Annotated in this window: 18 protein-coding genes and 1 riboswitch; of the genes, 12 read left to right on the top strand and 6 right to left on the bottom strand. The window is 40.3% G+C overall.

Annotated features, from left to right (window positions below; translation table 11 throughout):
• Positions 1-40 precede the first annotated feature (40 nt).
• From F9802_RS08685 to F9802_RS08675, 3 genes are all read left to right on the top strand, one after another.
• Positions 41-823 (top strand): DUF2268 domain-containing protein, encoded by a 783-nt coding sequence (locus F9802_RS08685; RefSeq protein WP_152150980.1) that lies wholly within the window; start codon positions 41-43, stop codon positions 821-823.
• 165 nt (positions 824-988) lie between these two features.
• A riboswitch (TPP riboswitch) is annotated at positions 989-1,096 on the top strand.
• Between the two features lie 161 nt (positions 1,097-1,257).
• Positions 1,258-2,187: an ABC transporter substrate-binding protein gene (locus tag F9802_RS08680; protein WP_152150978.1), complete on the top strand. Its 930-nt coding sequence runs from the start codon at positions 1,258-1,260 to the stop codon at positions 2,185-2,187.
• Positions 2,177-2,938: a 3-oxoacyl-ACP reductase gene (locus F9802_RS08675; RefSeq protein ID WP_152150976.1), complete on the top strand. Its 762-nt coding sequence runs from the start codon at positions 2,177-2,179 to the stop codon at positions 2,936-2,938. Before F9802_RS08680 ends, F9802_RS08675 begins: the two co-directional genes overlap by 11 nt.
• Positions 2,939-3,109: 171 nt before the next feature.
• Here F9802_RS08675 and yhfH read toward each other — a convergent pair whose 3' ends face one another.
• Both yhfH and F9802_RS08665 read right to left on the bottom strand, forming a co-directional pair.
• Entirely contained in the window at positions 3,110-3,238 is a 129-nt protein-coding gene (gene yhfH, locus F9802_RS08670) for a protein YhfH (protein ID WP_152150974.1), read from the bottom strand.
• A gap of 233 nt (positions 3,239-3,471) precedes the next feature.
• Positions 3,472-4,326: an MBL fold metallo-hydrolase gene (locus tag F9802_RS08665; RefSeq protein WP_152150972.1), complete on the bottom strand. Its 855-nt coding sequence runs from the start codon at positions 4,324-4,326 to the stop codon at positions 3,472-3,474.
• A 131-nt stretch (positions 4,327-4,457) separates the two neighbouring features.
• Between F9802_RS08665 and F9802_RS08660 the strand changes: the two genes are divergently transcribed.
• The 3 genes from F9802_RS08660 to F9802_RS08650 all read left to right on the top strand — a co-directional run bounded on the left by F9802_RS08660 (position 4,458) and on the right by F9802_RS08650 (position 7,609).
• A complete protein-coding gene (locus F9802_RS08660; protein ID WP_225435251.1) occupies positions 4,458-4,595 on the top strand; it encodes a hypothetical protein in 138 nt (45 codons plus the stop codon).
• A gap of 210 nt (positions 4,596-4,805) precedes the next feature.
• A complete protein-coding gene (locus tag F9802_RS08655) occupies positions 4,806-6,194 on the top strand; it encodes an aminotransferase-like domain-containing protein (protein ID WP_152150971.1) in 1,389 nt (462 codons plus the stop codon).
• 116 nt (positions 6,195-6,310) lie between these two features.
• Positions 6,311-7,609 carry an MFS transporter gene (locus tag F9802_RS08650; protein WP_152150969.1) on the top strand — a complete coding sequence of 433 codons (1,299 nt, stop codon included), beginning with the start codon at positions 6,311-6,313 and terminating at the stop codon, positions 7,607-7,609.
• Positions 7,610-7,965: 356 nt separating this feature from the next.
• On the opposite strand, the gene F9802_RS08645 is transcribed toward F9802_RS08650, so the two are convergent.
• The 4 genes from F9802_RS08645 to F9802_RS08630 all read right to left on the bottom strand — a co-directional run bounded on the left by F9802_RS08645 (position 7,966) and on the right by F9802_RS08630 (position 10,994).
• A complete protein-coding gene (locus F9802_RS08645) occupies positions 7,966-9,042 on the bottom strand; it encodes a TDT family transporter (RefSeq protein ID WP_152150967.1) in 1,077 nt (358 codons plus the stop codon).
• Positions 9,043-9,405: 363 nt separating this feature from the next.
• A complete protein-coding gene (locus F9802_RS08640) occupies positions 9,406-9,711 on the bottom strand; it encodes a monooxygenase (RefSeq protein WP_152150966.1) in 306 nt (101 codons plus the stop codon).
• A gap of 13 nt (positions 9,712-9,724) precedes the next feature.
• Complete coding sequence (locus F9802_RS08635; protein ID WP_152150964.1) at positions 9,725-10,648, bottom strand: DsbA family oxidoreductase; 924 nt, start codon at positions 10,646-10,648, stop codon at positions 9,725-9,727.
• On the bottom strand, positions 10,638-10,994 hold the full coding sequence (locus tag F9802_RS08630; RefSeq protein ID WP_152151366.1) for a winged helix-turn-helix transcriptional regulator: 357 nt from the start codon (positions 10,992-10,994) through the stop codon (positions 10,638-10,640). The genes F9802_RS08635 and F9802_RS08630 overlap by 11 nt, the downstream gene beginning before the upstream one ends.
• 190 nt (positions 10,995-11,184) lie before the next feature.
• Between F9802_RS08630 and F9802_RS08625 the strand changes: the two genes are divergently transcribed.
• The 6 genes from F9802_RS08625 to F9802_RS08600 all read left to right on the top strand — a co-directional run bounded on the left by F9802_RS08625 (position 11,185) and on the right by F9802_RS08600 (position 18,936).
• Positions 11,185-11,796: a YitT family protein gene (locus F9802_RS08625; protein WP_152150962.1), complete on the top strand. Its 612-nt coding sequence runs from the start codon at positions 11,185-11,187 to the stop codon at positions 11,794-11,796.
• Positions 11,797-12,219: 423 nt separating this feature from the next.
• Entirely contained in the window at positions 12,220-13,812 is a 1,593-nt protein-coding gene (locus tag F9802_RS08620; protein WP_152150960.1) for a long-chain-fatty-acid--CoA ligase, read from the top strand.
• 209 nt (positions 13,813-14,021) lie between these two features.
• On the top strand, positions 14,022-15,953 hold the full coding sequence (locus F9802_RS08615; RefSeq protein ID WP_152150958.1) for a sigma 54-interacting transcriptional regulator: 1,932 nt from the start codon (positions 14,022-14,024) through the stop codon (positions 15,951-15,953).
• A 234-nt stretch (positions 15,954-16,187) separates the two neighbouring features.
• Positions 16,188-17,162 (top strand): hydroxyacid dehydrogenase, encoded by a 975-nt coding sequence (locus tag F9802_RS08610; protein ID WP_152150956.1) that lies wholly within the window; start codon positions 16,188-16,190, stop codon positions 17,160-17,162.
• 89 nt (positions 17,163-17,251) lie between these two features.
• Complete coding sequence (locus F9802_RS08605; RefSeq protein ID WP_152150954.1) at positions 17,252-17,440, top strand: DUF3311 domain-containing protein; 189 nt, start codon at positions 17,252-17,254, stop codon at positions 17,438-17,440.
• Positions 17,440-18,936 carry a sodium:solute symporter family protein gene (locus tag F9802_RS08600; protein WP_152150952.1) on the top strand — a complete coding sequence of 499 codons (1,497 nt, stop codon included), beginning with the start codon at positions 17,440-17,442 and terminating at the stop codon, positions 18,934-18,936. The genes F9802_RS08605 and F9802_RS08600 overlap by 1 nt, the downstream gene beginning before the upstream one ends.
• Positions 18,937-18,950: the final 14 nt, after the last annotated feature.

Here is an 18,950-nt window from a genome sequence, read left to right as displayed (position 1 = left end):
CCTAACATATATTGGTATTAATAGGTAAAGGGGTGCGGATATGAGTGTTGTTCGAACGGATGAGTGGCTGCTCGATTTCTATTATAAGCCGATTGAAATATGTAAAAAAATAGAGGATTATTTTGAGGGTGCTTCAGCTGCTGACATCTATGGTGAATTAACTTGGCACGGGATGTATTGCCGCCCGGACAAGAACGGATTTGAAGTAGTAGAAAATTTACAGAAAAACAATGTATGGGAAATTGTGCAAAAAGAGGAGCAAGAACTGAGAAAACTGTGGAGCGGTCCAGATATCCCCATCTTTATTTTGCCATCAGATACAAACAGCCGAAGAATGAAATATGAATATAACGGAAAATCAGGTTTGGCCTTCAAGAATAAGTTATTTTTATTTATTTCGGAAAACAATACGGAAAATGAAATAAGAGCGATACTTACGCATGAATACAACCATGTTTGCCGGTTAGGCAACTATCAAAAAAATGAAGAGGACTATGTATTATTGGACTCTATTATTATGGAAGGATTAGCTGAAAATGCAGTTCGTGAAAGAATTGGCGAAGAATTCGTTGCGGCTTGGACAGCGTATTATTCAACTGAGGAGCTAGAAAAAATGTGGAAAAACCTCATGCTCCCAAATAGAAAGGTGCCGAGAATCCACCGTAAGCATCATAGTATATTATATGGATTGCGATTGTATCCAAAAATGGCCGGATATTGCGTTGGATATTACTTAGTTGAAAAGTATATGAAAGAAAAAGGATTAGCCTGTAAGGACTTAATGAATGACCCATCCGAAAAAATTGCTAAAGTTATGGATTAATAATGGTGATTAGTACAACGTTTTACATTTTACGCTAATAATTGATTTGAAAGGTCATGAAACACGAACAAGAACCACAGTGGTACTTCCAAAATGATATAATATTATAAATAATCTGTCATTTTTTAAGACAAAGTTCATTTGATGTGTTAATCTAAATAAAATGAAATTCACTAGGGGTGCTTTACGGCTGAGAGAAGAAAATGATATTTTCTTCGACCCTCTGAACCTGATCTGGTTAGTACCAGCGAAGGGAAGTGATGTTGTTTAACGTTAATCTTACCATTGATTAATTGGAAAAACAGGATCACTTTATGTGGTGCTGTTTTTTTGTTGCCATTAAATCATTGGTGCAAATGTAAAGTTAAGAGATTTGGCTGAGGACCAGAATTTCGGTAAGTAATAATCACAATTGTATATAGGGAGGAAGACGCATGGAAAGTTTAAAGTTTGGTCTTGAATGGTATTTAAACCCAAATCACCTTCCGTTTTTGGTTGGAATCGACAAGGGGTGGTTTGCAGAGGTTCATTTGGATGTTGAAATGATAGAACCTGAAGCACACTTTGATGCAATTGATGAAATTTATAAAGGGAATATGGATCTTGCTGTTACGGAACCTCTTCATTTAGTGCAGGACCGGCTGCAAAACCATGATGTCGTTGGCTTCTCCAGGTATTTGCAATCCGACAGCGGCGTCATGTTTTTGAAAGATAAAGGGATTACGAGACCAAGGGATATGATTGGTAAAAGATTAACTTATCCGAGTGCTCCAGGGCCAACGGGGTTAGCCTTTATTAAATCACTCATAGAGGCTGATGGAGGACATTGTGATGTAAATGATTTAATTCCGATCAATAAAGGATTTTATCATACGGATGCTTTAATTAACGATGAAGCCGATATCGCTTTTTCCGTACAGCAGCATCATGAATTAATCGAAGCACGGGAACGTGGGTATGAACCAGGATTCTTTTCGTTGAAAGAATGGGGGCTTCCTGCGGGAGGGAATTTAATTTTAGTTACTTCACGAGAGGTTTTCAGTAAACGGCATGAGGAGATTGGCAGATTCCTAGAGGTTTTGAAAAGAAGTAATGAATTTATTCGAAACAATCGTGAGGAAGCAAAAGAGATTTACTATCAATTTACGAAAAAAGATCCAATGAATGCGATCGAAGCGGCTATTGTAAATGCGACATTAAATTATTTTACAGAAGATTTCTCCATGCCGCTCGATTATTTTGATCATTTACAAAAATGGCTTAAGCAATCAGAACTGACCGATTCATTACTAGAGCCTGATGAATTCTGGACAAATGAGTTACTGTTAGAAAAGTCAAGAGGAGGAGTAAATAGTGGAAATTAAAGATCAAGTTGTATTGGTAACTGGAGCAGGCAGAGGATTAGGAGCAGAAATTGCAAAAGCGTTTGGACGTGAAGGGGCGCGCGTCATTGTCAACTATCATCAAAGTGAAAAGAAAGCGAAAGAAGTCGCACAGAATATTGGAGACCGTGCGATTGCCATTCAAGCAGACATCACCGACAAAGAGCAGGTTCAAGCTATGTTTGATGAAGCGGAAAAACATTTTGGCCAGGCGGTGACAACCGTCATTAACAATGCTCTTATTCATTTTAAATTTGATGCTGTGAACAGAAAACACGCAAAAGTGATCGATTGGGAAGACTACGAAACACAACTAAAGGGGAGCGTGAAAGCAGCTTTACATACAACGCAGGCTGCCTGTGAAGGAATGGCTAGATTGAATTTTGGGAGAATCATAAACATTGGAACAAATTTAGTGCAAAACCCTGTCGTCCCTTATCATGACTATAATACAGGGAAGGCAGCATTAATCGGTTTCACGAGAAGCATGGCACGTGAACTCGGAACAGATGGCATTACTGTGAATATGGTTTCGGGTGGGTTATTGCAAAAAACAGATGCAAGTGCATCGACTCCTGATGAAGTCTTTGATCTGATTAGAGACAACACGCCATTAAACCGGGTAACAACTCCGGAGGAACTAGCGGATGCCACATTATTTTTCGCATCACCATGGAGTCGTGCCGTCACAGGACAAAACTTAGTTGTCGACGGTGGACTCGTCATGGATTAAACAATCGTAATAATCAAAAATGGAGATTTGCTGGACCGGCTGAGTGAACATGCCGGTCTTTTTTCTTTGCTGAAAACGAACAAAGAATAGAACGGAGCCACAAAAAAATCCGCTCTGTCTTTTAGAAGAACAGGCGGATCTATGAGCAGGGTTTATGGGCAGCAATCAAATTTATTCCTCCACTTTGCTTAGGCAGTATTCACATTCAGTGTGATAAGACTCGTGTTGCTCGATGATTTGTCCTCCGCACTGGCAGCATTCTTTTCCTGGAATGTTTCGGTAAAATTCTAATGGCATCATAGTGATGACCTCCTCGTTTTTTATTCATTTATGTGTTGCTGTTAAATTCATTGTATTATAACAGAATTTAAAAATCAACATCTGTTATATAATTGTTTTTCGGCATTTTTCGACAAGCTTAATTAGATATAAAAAAACTGTTGCCAAAGCTGGAAAGATTCCGCTTTGGCAACAGGAAATAATTGGTATGAGTGTTTGTGGAACAATGGATGGTTAAGCAGGAAGAAGGTTTCCTAATTTCCTGAAAAGCCATTAACAAAAAAAGTGATCGTTTCCATTTCCTCTTCGCTCAATTTTCTTTGCTTACTCTCAGACATTTCCTGAACGACAGCTTCTTCGTTTCCCTCATGCTTTTTAGTCAAAAAGGCTGCGCTTTTCATAAGCTGAAGGAAGGAGCTGAAATCTTCTTTCGTTAATGGTCTGTCATGATGAGAGAGGAAAAAGATATCCGCATCGTACTTTTCAATTTGCTGAATGAGCTGGAGCGTATTGTCAATCGTGTAATTCCAGTTTTTTGAGTAGAGGTTGGCATACAGGCAATCCCCTAGAAAAAGAGCTTTTTCTTCTTGAATATAGACGATGCTGGAGTCATGGGAGTGATCGCCGCCTACATGTTCGATTAGACAAGTCACCCCGCCTAAATTCACTTTCATGCGGGTTTCAAATGTAAGATCGGGGTCAGGAAGAAAAATATCTCGTTCGTTCCCGAGCTCTTTCTTGATTGCATCTGCACAAAAGGGGATTTCTATTCCTTCTTTCACACGTTGATCTAATTCTTTATCTTCCCAGGACAGCTCTTGTAATTCTTTAATTTTGTTATACGTCTCGTCATGAGCAATAATCGGCGCTTGTATTTCTCGCATGCCAAATACATGGTCCCAGTGCCAGTGAGTGAGAACAAGCAAGTCTCCTTTAATATTACGTTCTTCTAGTTGGTCTAGAAACAACTTGGCATGACTTGACGAGTTTCCGGCATCGATGAGCAGCGTTTTTTCTTCTCCTGTGATAGCTGCTAGTATAGGACGGTCCGTTTCCTGATACGGCGGTAAGTAAAAGAGGCGATTAGAGATTCTTTTTAATGTTTGCAATTTTGTACTCTCCTTGCTGTTTTTATTGATAAGTTTGATTCTTAGTGTGACCACGGTATTTATTTTTAACATAGCATACAAGAAAAGAGAAGAGAAAGGTTTAAATATTAACTGGATATGAGCGAATATGAATGCTTGGATTTACGGTGTTAAAGTTAATTTTTGGGGTTGGAAAATTGGAGAAAAAGAATAAAGAACTCGAAAAGGAGAATAAGCGATTACGTGAAAAGGAAAATGAAAAGATGGCTGAATACTTTAAGGAGATATAAATCTTGTTCAATGAACGGGCAGATTAGTGTAATAAAGAGTCCAAGCGTTATAATTAAGGAGTCAGCCTTATTCAGCTTTTGCTACTTTCGAAAAAATTAAGTAAAAAGAATCGTTGCTCGAATATTCACTAAAAGGCATAATATTAAAGAAAATTATAATTGTTTTATAAACGGCACAATCATATAATTGTGTGAAAAAGGATGCGTATCATGCCAATTAATTCTTTTGATAACTATCCGATGAGCTGGAAGCCATCGATTGATAAAGCTGAAAAGCCTATTTATCAAGCACTCGCAAGGCAATTGGAACAGGATATACTAAACGGAGTTTTGCTGCCTGGAACAAAACTTCCTCCACAAAGAGAACTGGCTGATTATTTGGATTTAAATCTGAGTACCATTTCAAAAGCTTTTAAAGTGTGTGAGTTAAAGGGCTTGTTAAGTGCATCAGTTGGAAGTGGGACATTTGTATCGTATGATGCGTTATCGAATGTGTATTTACTTGAAGATACAAAGCCGAAGCACTTAATTGAAATGGGAGCAACACTTCCAGATAATGCTTCTTACGAGCCACTGTTACTCCAACTAAAAAGTATGCTGCAAGAGACAGATTATGAAAAGTGGTTTGGTTATGGCCGGGCAGGAGAAAGCCTTTGGCAAAAGGATGCAGCTATAAAGCTAATCCGAAGAGGTGGGTTTGAAACAACCGTTGATCACATTTTATTTGCAAATGGGGGTCAAAATGCGATTGCTGCTACACTAGCAAGTCTTTGTAAGCCTGGAGAACGCATTGGTGTTGACCAGCATACGTACCCTGGCTTAAAAACTGTTGCAGCGATGCTTAATGTGCAAATAGTACCGATAAAATCAGAGAACTATGAAATGAGTCCAACGTCTTTTGAATATGCGTGTAAAAATGAAAATATTAAAGGCATTTACTTGATTCCAGATTATCATAATCCGACTGCTTCCTTTATGTCGGTCGAGAATCGAAAAATGATTGCAGCAATTGCCAAAAAGTATAATCAGTTCATTATTGAAGATGGCTCGTACCATCTACTCAACAAAAAACCACTGCCAGCAGTCGCATCATTTGCGCCAGAACAGGTTATCTATATTGCAAGTTTATCTAAATCATTAGCACCAGGCTTACGACTAGCCTATGTAGCAGTGCCGAGTCAATTCAAGGAGCTAATTTCAAAGGCACTTTATAACTTAAATATAACAGTGTCCCCGTTATTAGCAGAACTGACAGCACGTACGATTGTATCGAATCAATTTGAATTCTTAATTGAGAGTCATCAGGAACAAACCATTTGCAGAAACCAAGTCGTAAATCGATATTTGGGTGACTATACGTGTCTAGGTGTTGAAACAGGCATCTTTCGTTGGCTGCTATTACCAGGCAAGATTACAGGTGCTGAATTTGAAACGTTAGCTGCACAAGAGGGAGTACAAGTGTATGCGGCTGAACGCTTTGTAGTTGGAAAAAGTTGTCCAGAAAGGGCAGTAAGGGTTTCTGTCTGTGCACCAAATACGCTTGAAGAGCTTGAGCAAGGATTGATTATCCTTAAACGTTTGCTAAATGATTTTACCTAATATTGTTCGCCATACAATTATAATATTGTATGGTTTTTTTGTGCGTGTTATGATGATTCAAATCTTGTTGGAAGTTTAATAAGAAATAGAATTAGGTTTCTAGAAAGGTAGGTTAGATTATGTTACATAAAGATAGTGTAGAAGCGTTAGACGCCCAAACAGCTTCGTTACAAAGCTACATTCGTTCTTCAGAAAAACAAAAAGCGTTATACAAGCGTACGTTATTCGTCATAAGTGTTTCACAAATTTTTGGCGGAGCAGGATTAGCAGCAGGAGTTACTGTGGGGGCACTGCTTGCACAGCAAATGCTTGGTACTGATGTGTTTGCTGGACTTCCTTCAGCTTTATTTACTTTAGGGTCAGCAGGAGCAGCTTTATTTGTGGGGAGACTTTCTCAACGCTATGGACGTCGTATAGGTCTGACAGCGGGTTTTATGATCGGTGGACTTGGAGCAATAGGAGTCATAATTGCAGCAATAATAAATAGTGTTTTCCTGTTATTTACTTCCCTACTTGTTTATGGTTCAGGGACAGCAACAAATTTACAAGCTCGTTATGCTGGTACGGACTTAGCGAATAGTAAACAACGAGCAACTGCTATTAGTATTACTATGGTTTTTACAACATTTGGTGCAGTTGCAGGTCCGAATTTAGTGAATGTGATGGGGAATTTCGCTCTTTCTATTGGTGTTCCATCACTTGCTGGTCCTTTCATTTTAGCAGCAGCAGCATATATCTTAGCAGGTGTTGTCCTTTTCATAATGCTTCGTCCGGATCCATTCGTTATAGCTAGAATGATAGAAGCAACCAACCAAGAACCTAGTGATAATGGACATTTGGCAACAACTGAACATACAGAAAACAAAAGAGGCATAATCATTGGTGCAACAATTATGGTTCTTACTCAAATTGTAATGGTAGCTATTATGACAATGACACCAGTTCATATGAGACATCATGGACATGGCTTGGGTGCAGTAGGTCTTGTTATTGGTTTTCATATAGGTGCCATGTATCTCCCTTCACTGGTTACAGGTATCCTTGTTGATAAGTTGGGGCGTACTGCGATGGCTATTGCTTCCGGAACTACATTGCTTCTGGCAGGTTTGATAGCAGCATTTGCACCTGGAGATTCTATGGTTCTCCTAGTAATTGCTCTTTCTTTACTTGGATTAGGATGGAATTTTGGTTTGATAAGTGGGACTGCACTTATTGTTGATTCAACTGAAATTTCCACACGGGCTAAAACTCAAGGTACAGTGGATGTTTTGATTGCGTTGTCAGGGGCTGTTGGCGGAGCATTGTCTGGAATGATTGTGGCAGGTTCAAGTTATCTAACATTATCATTTACTGGAGCGATTTTATCCTTATTACTAATTCCAGTGGTGATATGGTCTCGTGGAGGTGAAAAATAAGCCAAATTGTTTTACGAAAACAGTATTTTTGGGGGAAATATTTGTGGAACTAAATGGGGGCGTTAGTTGAAGAAGAAATTAAAAAAAGGACCACACATATTAGACATATCTAAAATGTGTAGTCCTTTTTTTATCAGCTATCTCACCTATCTAACCTAAATATAATAGCTATTGTCATACTGCTAATTTGTATTCTGTTTACTGTGTTATTTTGGACTTATTTATTGTGAAACCACTGATATATCAATAGAAATAGCCAACCATTTTTTAGTGCAACTTAGTCTGCTATTCCTTATGTTTCTTCACAAGAAAGGAACTGTTTAGGCATAAACAGTTCAGCTTTTTTCATATTTTCTTTAAGCCGCTCGATCTTTGATCGGCTTCTTCACAGTCTGCAAAGCAAAAGGACTGTAAAGCAAAATTTCTATAGCCAGAAGCAAAAAGATCACCGGCACACCTGATGCCAAAATAGTTTCCCTTATAAGTATGAGGAAGGCGGCATCCGGTTCAACAAGTGAAGTAAACGTATAAAACATGGCGAACGTAAAGATTCTGCTCCATTGGGTGACGTCGTATGTCCAGAGGCCTTGTTTGAATCCGTAGCGTTTCAGCCGTTTGACGAGGCGCTTCATTTCGATGGCTTCGACGAGTATGAACACGCCGACGACGACGAGCCAGAGTGAGAGAGTCAATTGCCTGCTGACGGCTTCTGACATGATGCAGGCGAATCCGGTAATAGATAAGGCGCCGTGCAAAATGCAGTTTGTGTTGGCCCAGTGGTCTTCGATTGTCCAATCGGCGGTGAAGCGGTGTTTCATAATAAAGAACGCACCGATCAAGTATAGGCTAAGTCCGATCCCGATAAGTGCCCGGTCGAGCATGATCGGTACAGTTTTATGGACGACATTCAGCAGTAGGACGATGGACTGGGTGCTGACGGTTGTCAGCAGCAAAATACCGTGTACGTGTTTGTGGCGCAGTTCATAAAATGAGCGAAGGGACAGCCCGATATAGATGAACCAGAGCCCGACATTGATAGATGAAAGTACGACGGCGGCCATGCGCCAGTGGGTAAATTGTTCAAAAATAAGAATAGCGCAAATGGACGTGCCGGCGATCCACGTGCCGATCCCAAACCGGTTGACGGGATTGGTCATGTGCAGCGCGGTGAACTGCTTATGAACGGCCGCTAGGGTAATGGAAAAGACAAACGCCAGCCACAAGGCGATGTTCAATAAGCTGAACACTTTTAACGACACATGATCGGACGTGTACAGATGATAAAGAACTCCGTGGATGATGATGCCAATCGACATGACGATCGCCATCGTGGATGTTTTAATATAAATTTTTTTTAGAAAAATGATGGCCATCATGCAAAAACTGATGACGGCAAATATAGAGAAGTAGACCATTGTTTTCACCGTTCTCACGTTTATTGTCTCTTTTTAGGATATCACGATTTCTAAATGAAAGGGAGGGGTTTTCGGTAGTGAGGGTGAACAGCACACCGAAATATGGCAGTTCCAAATTCAGTGAATAGCTGATTTTTGGGACTGCCTCATTCAATGAAGCGGTGCCAGATTGTGCACTAGTAATTGGCGTTTATGCGCGGCTATGATAGATTTCTGCACAGGAATCACTGAGATATGCACAGCAAACAGACTTATGCACCGATCCTCGGGCGTTGTGCACGAGTTACACGAATTTCTGCGCGCTCATGCCCGATTTCTGCACGAGAAACATTGGAATATGCACGCCGCCCGATGCCGATGGTAACTGGAGTGATTCATCTCTTATTTTACAGGACCATGATTGATGCTGCTCAGTTGATCGTTCACTTCAAATATCTTTCCATGGACTTCCGCGATTCCGAATCCATTTAATCGTTTTGTGTGTTTCGTTAAATAGTTTTCGGCGTCTTCTTTCGTTTCAAAAAGATAGATGCCGCCCGCTTCTTTTGTTTCTCTATTCTCTGTCCAAATCTTCCAGATGAATCCTTTTTCTTCATTGATGCTTTGCGCTAACTCCATAAATGCACCTGTCATTTCAGCGCCGAATGGTCCTTGATGGTTGAAGTCGACTTGCAGTAAATAGGCCATGTTTCAGTCTCCTTTATTTGGATTGTTTTTCGATATAAGTTTCCCCAAGAATGTCTTTTAATTCGCATTCATCAGCGGAAAGCTGTTGTTGAATAAAAGAAGTCGCTTTCTCTTGCTCAATATCATACATAACTTCTATTTCTTTAGAAAACAATAGCTTTTCTTTTTCAAGGAGCTGGGACAGTCCAGGCTGCGGCTTTGGCTGTAGTTCTACGTTAGGAAGAACTTGTTTTAGTCCATTCACATAATGTTCCAGTGAACGCGCGCCGACGATTTTGGCGCCTTTGTTTTCTTCATTGACCATAATGATCGTTGGGAATCCGCGGACGCCGAGTTTTCCGGCAAGGGCAAAGTCTTGATCCAACAGCTGCTGGGCGCTTGGCTGGCTTGCCTCTTCGACTATTTTTGCTCCGTTGAGCCCGAGCTTGTTCACGATATCAATCAGCACTTGATCATCCCCGATATTGCGGTTAAAAGCAAACACAGCTTCGCGCGCACGGCGTAAAAAGATGATAGCGAGCTGTTCATCTTGCTGCTGAATCACTTTAAATACGCGGGACGGGATATACGATGATTGAACAGGATTGTCATACCACAATGATCCGTCAATCGGCATGCGGGAATGCTCGCCGACTTCACGCCAGTGAGGCGCCACACTGGCAGGGCCAGAAATGCCATTTTTGACATCCGCAAATCCTTCCCAGCCTTTCAGCAAGCCGCCCATGACGGTATGGATGTTGAAGTAGTGGCCGTATTGTATTTCAAACCGGCGAAGAACGGGCTCGAGTGCCCAGCAGTGAGAGCAGATCGGATCAGTTACATAATAAAGCTCGATCGATTTTTTTAAGTGATCCAGCTGGATGATTTCCATTTCTTCTTCTCCGCCTGGCCCGCATACGCCTGTTTCCAAGTCACAAATCATGTTGTTATTCTTCATATAAATCTCCTCTTTTCCTTTGTTTTTTGGCTTCTAAATCCATATGCTCCTGCGCCCATTTTTGAATGGGCTGTAAAGCAATGGAGAGGGATCGCCCTTTTTCCGTTAATTCGTAGGAAATGATGACAGGCGATCCACCCGTCACATTCTTTTCAATTAAACCGTGTTCGATAAGCTCAGATAACTTCAGCGAAAGGGCTCGCGGAGTAATATCCGGAAGATCCCGTTTCATTTCAGTAAAATGAGCCGTGCTATCTTTGCAAAGGGACAAGTAATGAATAATTAACCCGTTCCACTTCTTGCCTAGTATTTGGAATGAAAGCTCTAAATAGGGACAAATATTAATCAGGATCACCTCACTTTAATATAATTAGTATACTACATATAAAAAGTATATCAACAAAAACAAATAAGTTGAATATTTTTAATGTTTAAATAAATTTGTTACTATAGTAAACAAATTAGTAATAGATAAAATACATTGTTGCAGATCTAAGATAAGGAGTTGATGATATGGATGCAATATCCGGTGAATCATGAAAAATTCATTAAAGGCAGATATATTTATCATTTTTATTGGTAATGTTTTCATGGGATTTGCTTATGCAAAGTGGGTGGTACCTAACAATATTATTAATGGTGGGGTAACAAGTCTATCAATGATATTGAATAAAGTTTTACATATACCGCTGCTTTATTTAAGCAATGGAATCACGGCATTATTGTTAATCGTATGCTTACTATTTTTAGGGAAAGAAAACTTTTTAAAATCAATTTGCAGCAGCATTTTTTATGCTAGTTTCTTTTCCTTGTTTTATAGCCTTCCATTTGATTGTACGGTAAATATAAGTGTGGACCTTTTATTAGCATGTATCTTTATTGCTTTCGGATATTATTGTTGTATTTCTACAAATGCATCTACAGTTGGAATCGATGTTATAGCACTTGTCATGCATAAAAGAAACAATAAAGTAAATATTGCAAAATCCATTCGATATATTAACGTTTTTGTATTAGTTTTCGGCTTTGTTGTATTTGGCTGGCAATCAGTAGTAATCGGGATTATATTCACTTATATTTATTCTTCGTTATTAGGTCTATTAATGAAGCGGGAAAAATTATTTTATAATAAAAAATCTTTTTATTAGGCTGTTTTCGTAAACTTTGTTGCTATTAGAAGAGGGTTGGTTGATTTCCGCTCCAGGATACTCGCTTTCCGCGGGGCGGGCGGTGAGCCTCCTCGCCGCTTTGCTCCTGCGGGGTCTCACCTGTCCCGCTAATCCCGCAGGAGTCTCGCACCTTCCGCTCCCATTACACTTTTTGTCATAAGAATATACTACAAAAACAACAATCTTTTAGAAAATAGCCTTTTATTAAGATTTGATTAACTATCTATTCACTTTTAATGCCGCTTTATTAGAAAGAGATTTGAATTATCAGAAAAATATATTAAAATAAATATGAAAGGAGGAAACGTCTAACCGATCATTATTAATAGATGAATGGCCAGGAATTGTGATACATACGATAGTTCAGTATAAAAAATTCTAGATTACTAGGGGGATGGAAACATGAATGTACCGCTTGTTGTCACGCAATTTCTTGATCGGGCTGTTACGTATTATGGAGAGAAAACGGCTGTTATTACAGAGACGAAATCACTTACTTATAAAGAATTGTTTGGCAGAGTGCAGCGCTTGTCTCATGGATTAAAAGAGGAAGGCGTTCAAAAAGGGGACAGGGTTGCTTATCTTGCGCCGAATTCGCTTGAGATGCTGGAAGGGTTTTACGGATTGTATCAAATCGGTGCCGTGATGGTTCCGCTCAATATTCGCTTAAAACCAGAGGATTATTTGTTCATTTTAAACCATAGTGGAGCTAAGCTTCTTTTCGTAGATGATGAACTTTATCCATTAATTGAACCAATCAAAGACAGACTAACGACAGTGGAGAAAGTGATCGTGCACGCCAAGTCTGAAGAATGCCCGGAAGCCGGTTATGACGAGTGGCTGTCGCGTTTTTCTGAAACCGCTTTCAATCGGGAGGACGTTGGTGAAGAAGATCTTGCCAGCCTTTTGTATACGAGCGGCACAACAGGAGATCCAAAAGGAGTGATGTTGACGCACCGCAATAACTATTTGCATGCGATGTCATCGATGCATGCCTTGCGCGTGTCAGACCGGGATGTGTATTTGCACGTGCTGCCTATGTTTCATGTAAATGGCTGGGGGTCTCCATTTTATTATACAGCTAATGGTGCCACTCACATTTGTTTAAAGAAAACAGACGCAAAAGCCATTTTTGAAGCGTGTGCCGTACATAATGTAACGGTGATGCACATGGCTCCAACCGTTTTAAATAGCTTGCTTCAATTTAATGAAGAGAATGCGCCAATTATCCAGCGGAATTTGCGTGTGGTCATTGCCGGGTCTGCGCCGCCGCCAGCTTTTGTGGCACGTGTGGAAGAAGAACTTGGCTGGGAGTTCATCCAAGTGTACGGAATGACGGAATCGTCCCCGCTCAGCACGTATTCTATCATTCGGCCCCAGCACGATACGCTTTCCTTGGAAGAACAATACCGCATGAAAGCAAAAGCGGGATTTGCGATGATAGGCAATGAAGTGCGCGTCGTTAATGAACTTGGGGACGAGGTGCCTCATGACAGAACATCGATAGGAGAATTGACGGTTAGAAGCCACGGTGTAATGAAGGGATACTGGAAAAATGAGCAGGCGACAATGGAAGCGATTCGGAACGGCTGGCTGTACACAGGAGATATGGCCACAGTTGACGAACATGGCAATATCGATATCGTTGACCGGAAAAAAGATGTCATTATTAGCGGTGGTGAAAATATATCTTCCATTGAAGTCGAAGGTGTGTTGTACGAGCATCAAGACATTTTAGAAGCGGCTGTTATCGCTGTTCCACATGAAAAATGGGGAGAGACTCCTCACGCATTTGTCGTCAAGCGGTCTTTTTCGAATGTAACAGAACAAGATTTAATCGATTTCTCAAGAAGCCGCCTTGCCCATTTTAAAGCGATAACAGGAGTTACATTTGTAGAAGAGCTGCCCAAAACGGCATCAGGCAAAATCCAAAAAGTGCATTTGCGCAATGAGTATTGGGACAAGGCAGGCAACACTGGACGTTTTGTGAATTAACTTGCAGTGGCTGCTCCTGTAATTGAGCAGAGAAAAAAGAGCTTGTACCGGCCGAGTTTATCCGGCAGCACAAGCTCTTTTTGTTGTTAAGTCAGCGGGTTATTCAATGGGTCTCTTTTTTCATAAAATGCTTTATAGAGAATCGTTACATTATTATTTTATAATGTGATAAAGCTAAAGTGATTTTACTGTCGTTGGAGGTGGCTGTTTTGATTAAAATTAAGCTCGTTGTTCCGCGCAAAGGATATATTATGGATGCCTTTGAAAGATTTGAAGAATTCAACCGATTGGAAGCGATAGAAAATAGGGGCAATGAATTGGAGGAGTTTGAATTAGAGGAAGTGGTGGTGGCTGCTGATCAGATTGGAAAGTTGAAACTGGATGCTGATGTGGTCATCTCGAGGGGGTTGGTTACGAAACTTTTAAAAGAAAGCAATGAATTTATTCCTATCGTTGATATACCGGTACAAGGAATTGATCTCATTCGGTGTTTGTATGATTGTAAAGCACATTTTGGCAGAAAAAAAGTGGCCGTTATTGGAGCGCTGAATATGATTTATGGGGTGGAAAATCTCGCGGACATTGTTGATTTGCCTATTCAGTCCTATATTTTGAATGATATTGAGTCCTCAGTCAGCTTAGTAGATTTAGCTGCTAGTGATGGCTGTGAGGTGGTGCTAAGTGGGTTGAGTACGTGTAAATATGCGGAAGAGATAGGATTAGGGGCCATTCTCGTTGAAACCGGGAAGGAATCCTTTCGGCAGGCGTTGATTGAGGCGAAGCGAGTAGCCCTCGTCAGCAGAAGGGAACAGGAGAAAGCTAAACGTTATCAAACGATTCTTAATTACGCTTATGAAGGGGTGATAGCCGTAGATTTAAAAGGGAAAATATCTGTATTTAATACGGCGGCTCAGGAGATATTATCCATTTCCAAGGGAAGCTTAATCGGAAATTCTATATACGATGTAGTAAAACAAGGGAAATTTCGTCATATGCTGCTCAGTGATGGGGAATACCAGGAAGATATTGTTGCCTACCAATCGATCCAATTGTCAGTGAAAAAAGTGGGGATATTTTTGAAAGGCAAAAAAGTAGGCGATATGGTCGCCTTTCAAGATGTCACAGGTATTCAGGAGATGGAAGGAAAGATCCGCAAGAAAATTCATTTGCGTGGACATGTGGCTAAGTACACGTTTGAAGACATTTTGTTTCAGAGTGAGGAAATTAAGAAGACGATTGAAACGGCTCAACGTTATAGTGAAGTAGATTCAAACATTCTTATTATTGGAGAAACGGGAACAGGCAAGGAAATATTCGCTCAAAGCATACACAATCATAGCAATCGGAAAAATAATCCGTTTGTAGCGATTAATTGCGCGGCACTTCCTGAAAACTTATTGGAAAGCGAGCTGTTCGGATATGCAGAAGGAGCTTTTACAGGAGCGATGAAAGGCGGTAAACAAGGATTTTTTGAATTAGCCCATAGAGGGACGATCTTTTTAGATGAAATTGGGGAAATTTCTCCTAAACTGCAAAGCCGGCTGCTTCGTGTTCTGCAGGAACGGGAAATTATGCGCATCGGTGATGATAAAGTGATCCCGGTTGATGTGAGAATTGTGGCGGCAACGAACAAAAATTTAATGCATATGGTCAAAAACAGTGAATTTCGGGAGGATTTGTATTATCGCTTAAGTGTATTAGATCTCGTATTGCCTCCTCTTCGTGAACGTAGAGAAGACATTCCGTTATTAGCGAATGCTTTTCTCCAGAAAGGTCTTTCGAATCAAAAACAAATCATGATTACGGATGCGGCCAAGAAAAAGATGAGTGAGGAGAATTGGGAAGGGAATATTCGCCAATTACAAAACTTCTGTGAGCGATTAAGCGTTCTCTATAAAGATAAGATAATTGATGTGTATGATATCGAAAAGTATTTTCCGAATAAGAGTGAAGAGAAACTACTGCTGAATCAAGCGGCAGAAAGGGAGATGTCATCTGGAGAGAATTTATCCGAGCGTGAAAGAATTCTCCAGACGCTAAAAAAGGTTAACTATAATAAAGGAGAAGCTGCCTTTGAGTTAGGGATGAGCCGCACAACTTTATGGAGAAAGCTAAAAGGTTTGAATATTGAAACGAAATGAAACATGATGAAACAATTTGTTTCGTAATGAAACGAATTGTTAACTTTATTGAAGGGTAAATTGGAGAACGAATGGGCTCTTTTCTTGAATAAACTGATGTTTTTGAATCTTGGCATAAATATTGCAAATATATAAACAAAGGCTGGGATAGATTTTTCCTTAGCTATTTTTCCCGGACTTTTTGAACAACCTTTAAAAGATTGGACATCAGTTTAACATGAAAGAGGGGGTTATGTGAGTTATTTAGTGTATATTCCTCAAGATATTGAAGAAGAGGGAAAAAATTATTTATTAGGGAAAGGCTATAAGATTAAATTGGGTTCTGATTTGGCGCAAGAAACTCTTATGAAAGAGGTCAAGGATTGTGATGCAGTATTAACGAGGTCAACGGCTGTTATTAATAAAGAAGTCATTCAAGCCGGTGAAAATCTTAAAGTGATTGCTAAGTATGGGGTGGGCTTGGATAATATTGATATCGAAGCGGCCACAGAGCGAGGCATTTATGTAACGAATACGCCAGAGGCAAATGCGAATGTTGTAGCCGAACATGTCATGGCGTTCATTCTATCTTTATCCAAAAACTTGAGCCAGGCTGACAGAGAACTGCGCAGCGGAAATTTTGCTATCCGCAATCAACTTTTTGGCATGGACTTGGAAGGCAAAACATTAGGGATTATTGGTCTTGGAAGAATTGGAAACATACTGGCAAAAAAGGCTTCTAAAGGCTTCGATATGAAAGTTATTGGCTATGATCCTTATGTGGCAGCCAGCTCGAACCCGGAATTAGAAATAGTGACGGATTTAGAATGGTTATTCAGAAATTCTGATGTCATCAGTCTTCACCTGCCGTTAACGGAAGCAACAAAAGGGACAATAGGAAGCCGGGAGTTTTCCTGGATGAAATCTTCGGCCTATTTTGTTAACGCTTCCAGAGGCGGCGTGGTAAAGGAAAATGATTTAGTAGAAGTTTTGCAAGCAGGCAAAATTGCCGGAGCGGGAATAGACGTATTTGAAGTTGAACCTCCTGACAAACGGAATCCTCTTTTTAAATTAGATAATGTGATTGTCAGCCCCCATAATGCGGCATTGACGAAGGAAGGTTCGATCCGCATGGCTGTCCATGCAGCCATGCAAGTGGATCAAGTTTTTACTGGCGTAAAACCGAGTTGGAATGTTAATGATCCTTTAGTTAAAGGGCTGTCGATATAATTATCTGTTTATTTAGAACAATCTAACAGAAGAGGTGTTTCTCCCGATTGTTGGTCTATTTATTGATAAAGAATAAGGATGGTGAACGAATGAAGAAGATCATTTATGTGACAAGTGTAATTCCAGCATTAGGCTCGCTTTTCGTTATCAATCGAGTCGAACCTTACGTTTTAGGCATGCCGTTCGTTCTTTTTTGGGCCATAATGTGGGTTTGTCTTACATCGATGTTTTTGTTAATTACGAATAAACTTGATCCTGCAAACAAGGAGGAAGAATAATGAACGCAGCCCTTCTTGTTATCCTTTTCTTTCTAGGTCTCTGTATGTGGTTAGGGCTTCAAGCCCGCAAAGGTAAAAATATGAGCTTGGAACAATGGGCGGTAGGTGGACGAGGTTTCGGCGGCGTTTTGATCTTCTTTTTGATAGCCGGTGAAATGTTTACGACCTATACTTTCCTAGGAGCAAGCGGCGGCGCTTATAGATCCGGTATTCCTCCTGCTCTATACGCTTTTAATTGTTTCTACTTTGTAATCGCTTACTGGCTGTTGCCGCCCATTTGGAAGTACGCTAAAAAAAATAATGTTATCTCGCAATCTGATTTTTATGACAAAAAGTACAATAGCCCGGCGTTAGGTGTGCTTGTGGCGGTAATCAGTGTTATTTCGATTATTCCTTATTTGATTATGCAGTTAAAAGGGTTAGGGATTATTGTATCGGAAACTTCCTATGGCACGATCTCTCCAAACATGGCCATAGTTGTAGGGGTCATTGCGATTACGATTTACGTAACAGCTTCGGGTATGCATGGCGTCGCGTGGACGGCCATTATTAAAGATATTATGATTTTGGCGGTTGTCGTCTTTATGGGCATTTATTTCCCTCTTCATTATTACGGTGGTTTGCAGCCGATGTTTGAAGCGATTGATACAGCGAAACAAGGGTTTTTAATATTCCCTGAACAAGGACTGAGTATTTCATGGTTTATTTCCGCTACGGTTATGACAGCACTGGCATTTTACATGTTTCCTCATATGCTGGCGGGAGTTTTCTCTGCAAAAAGTCCGAAATCGCTTCGTTGGAATGCCGGGATTATGCCGATTTATCAAGTAATTATTATTTTTTCACTGTTTATTGGTTTTTCTGCGATTCTTCAAGTTCCGAACTTACAAGGACCTGACGCGGACTTAGCTTTATTTAAGATGGCGAAGATGTCATTTGATCCTTGGTTCGTTGGAGTGATTGGAGCATCAGGGGCGATGGCTGCCCTGATACCTAGCTCATTGGTGTTGACGGCAACAGCTACGATTCTTTCTAAAAATATATATAAGGTATGGAAACCAAATACAACAGATGACCAGCTTGCAAGAGTGAGCCGGATGTTAGTTCCTGTCATTGCTTTGGTGACTCTTTATTTTACGTTTAATGGCGGGGAGTCCATTTTTACGTTGTATCTTATGGCTTATAGTTTTATGGCACAGTTGTTCCCGGCACTATTTTTCAGTCTATGGAAAAAGAATCCCGTTACCGTCCAGGGAGCTTTTGCCGGAATGATTGTTGGGATTTTGATCGTCATCTACTCGACGACTTCAGGTACGACAATTGCTACATTATTCCCATCTCTTCCACAAGTAATAAAAGATCTTGACGTAGGATTAGCTGTATTGCTGATCAACATTGCTGTGACGTTAGGAGTCAGTGCAGCTACAAGGAAACCAGCAATCAAAGTGGAAGAAGAGAATAGAGAAGTTACTGAGCTTGGCAAACTCGTTAAATAGGTTTTAAAAAAGGA

Origin of the sequence: Bacillus aerolatus, assembly GCF_009183655.1 — a bacterium.
In the GTDB taxonomy this organism is placed as follows: domain Bacteria; phylum Bacillota; class Bacilli; order Bacillales; family Domibacillaceae; genus Pseudobacillus; species Pseudobacillus aerolatus.
This window is presented reverse-complemented; position numbering and strand designations above follow the sequence as displayed.